This is a genomic window from Gammaproteobacteria bacterium, from assembly GCA_027296625.1.
GTDB lineage: Bacteria > Pseudomonadota > Gammaproteobacteria > JAKEHO01 > JAKEHO01 > JAKEHO01.
The window spans coordinates 1-2,636 of the sequence record JAPUIX010000133.1 but is presented as its reverse complement, the minus strand read 5'-3'; the positions used below and the strand labels follow the sequence as shown (position 1 = coordinate 2,636).

At 54.0% G+C, this 2,636-nt stretch carries 1 protein-coding gene; it reads right to left on the bottom strand.

Going from position 1 to position 2,636, the window contains the following annotated elements; translation table 11 throughout:
• Window positions 1–377: 377 nt before the first annotated feature.
• Window positions 378–2,258: a tetratricopeptide repeat protein gene (locus O6944_07305; GenBank protein ID MCZ6718940.1), complete on the bottom strand. Its 1,881-nt coding sequence runs from the start codon at window positions 2,256–2,258 to the stop codon at window positions 378–380.
• Window positions 2,259–2,636 lie beyond the last annotated feature (378 nt).

Sequence of the window (2,636 nt, the reverse complement as noted above, 5' to 3'; positions counted from 1 at the left end):
TTGTTGGCTGGAATGCTGCCTGGGTGCAGCGTGATAAGAAAATCGTATTCGATTTACTCGATGTCCGCTTTGGGCACTTAGCCGCCCTTGAGCGATGAAATCTGAAGGTCTGCTTTCTCAATAGCAGCCGTTCAAAAATTCTGAATTAACTTCTGCTTCCGGCACATTGCGGTCATAGGGGATAGGTGGTTCCCTGTAGATTTCCGGCTGTAAAATAACCCTCGAATTGGAATGTGGATGCCGGTGCATTGCTGGACCAGTCTCTAACGAGAGTGGCGTCCCCAAGGGTATTCTCACGTTATGTGAGTGAAGTGGTGGCGCCGTTTTCGGAATTAGCCGCGCGTGTCTCTTCAGCAAGAGAACCACTTGATGATTGGTCACTCCGGAAGTCCGGCCGTGCGCAAGTCGTCGAGATAACGCTTGGTCTGTGCTGGAACCTTGAAAGGAAACTTGCGGATATCCTTTAGCGTGTGGCCCGGATTCGCCTTGAGATATTTGACTACCTCGGCGCGGGCCTCCTCAAATCGACTGAGTCTCACATAGATCGACGCCACCAAGAGGAGTCCCCGGGGGGCCGGTTCCGCGATGCCCTTGACTATGGTTAGCGCGTCCTGATATTGCCCGGCATCCCAATAAGCCAGGCCCAAAGTCCAGGAAAACCACTGCGGCCAATTCGACTTGCGTTGCATCGCCTGCTTCATGGACGCGATCGCTTCCTCGGAACGTCCCCCCACGAGAATCAAAGAGTAAGCCGTGTCAGCCAGCAGATCGGCATCGTTCGGGTTGAGCTTACGCGCCCGCTCGTAGGCGGCCATGGCCTGATCATGCTGTCCCAACTTCAAATAAACCGTACCCAATTGCCAGTGGGCATCGTAGTCGGACGGGTCGAGCTCCCAGGATTTCCGCGCGTGTTGATAGGCGAGCTCGAGCGACCTGTCGCGATCGCCACCGCCCCACCCGGACTGAGCCTCCCTGTAGTGTACCCAGCTGAGCAACTGTAGCGCCCTTGCATATGTCGGGTCGAGCGTGACGGCCTTATTGGCAAACTCCATGGCCTCGGCCGTGCCCTCCTCTGTGTACTTGTTTATTGCCTCATACGCTAGTTGGACGTAATCGTACGCATCGCGGCTCTCTGGTTGTTTCTCGATCGCTCGCTGGTGCTCTGCTCTTGTCAGTATTCCTAATCCGCCAAACAAGTTTGCGATTATCGACCACCGCGCCTGATCGCGTACTGCGAACTTGTCCGTCAATGTCCCCGTGTAGCGTTCGGCCCAAAGATGCTTGCCGTCGCGGGCATCGATGAACTGGGCGGTAATGCGGATGGTGTCGCCAGTCTTCTCCGTGCTGCCCTCTAGCACGTACCGCACGCCAAGCTCGCTTCCCACGTCTTGTACGTTTATCGGCTTGCCCTTATAGGTAAACACAGTGTTGCTCGCGATCACAAACAACACGGGGAACTTGGCAAAGTCTGTGATAATGTCCTCGGTCAACCCGTCGGAGAAAGACTCCATCTCCGGACCACCGCTCAGGTTCTTAAACGGCAACACGGCCACCGGCGCTTTGTAGCGTAGCGCCTCGACGAAACCTGGATCGCTTTCCGACTCCCATGGATTCAACCAGGTGATCACGCCTACGGTGATAATAAGTACAGCGGTCGCAGCGGTGGCTGCAATGACGTGCCGCATTGGCCATCGAGCCGTCGGACGCACACTCGGTGAGGGCAAAGTCGCACCAGATTTAAGTTGTGCCGAGTAGGCCCGCACTGGCTTGGCAATGTTTTTAACCATTTGCTCCCCGATGAACTCGTAGTCCAACGGCAGCTTGTTACCCACGGTAGTGTGCACCGACTCAGAGATATAAATACCGCCAGGTTCGGCAAGACTTTCGAGTCGGGCTGCGACGTTCACCCCGTCACCATAGATCTCGTTTCGATCGACTATGACTTCACCGAGATTGACGCCGATACGAAACTGAACTTTGCGTTCGTCGGGAAGATCTTTATTGCGATGGTTAAGATCCTGCTGGACCGCTACCGCACAGATGAGGGCGTCCGACACAGTGGCAAAATCAGCGAGCACAGCATCACCGGCGAAGTGCAAGACGGTGCCGTTATGCTTTTCAATCGAGGTAGTGAGGATGTCGAGGTAAGCGCTAAGGGCGCGATGCGTCCCCTCCTCATCCTCGCCAGTCAGGCGGCTGTAACCGGCAACATCTGCGTACAGTATTGCGGCCAGTTTACGTGGCAGGCGGTCATTCATCTGAAGACGCACTCCTGATGCTAACTACTCTGGCACATACTAACGCGAAAGGTTGTTCAAAACCAACGTGCTATGGCTATTTGAGGGTCGGGAATTGGCCGAAGATTGCCGCGCGCGCCAATTTATTGAGGGTCTCCTTTGGGCACTAAGCGGAAGTTGCCAGGTTGAATCTGAACGGCTACTTTCCCGTTAGCCGACATACAAATTATCTAGATTAACTTCCGCTTCCGGCACATAGCGGTCATTGATAAAGCATTAAAGTTATGAGAATGTACGAGAACATCTGGCGGCATATCACAATATTCGTGCCTGTCACATAATCACCTGTTAGGCGGCAATCAATAGACGATTTGAAAGGATATTTCTATGAAAGAACAA

What these genes read in the sequence shown, in the direction of transcription:
- O6944_07305 (MCZ6718940.1), bottom strand. Translation starts at nt 2,258, where the DNA reads ATGAATGACCGCCTGCCACGTAAACTGGCCGCAATACTGTACGCAGAT.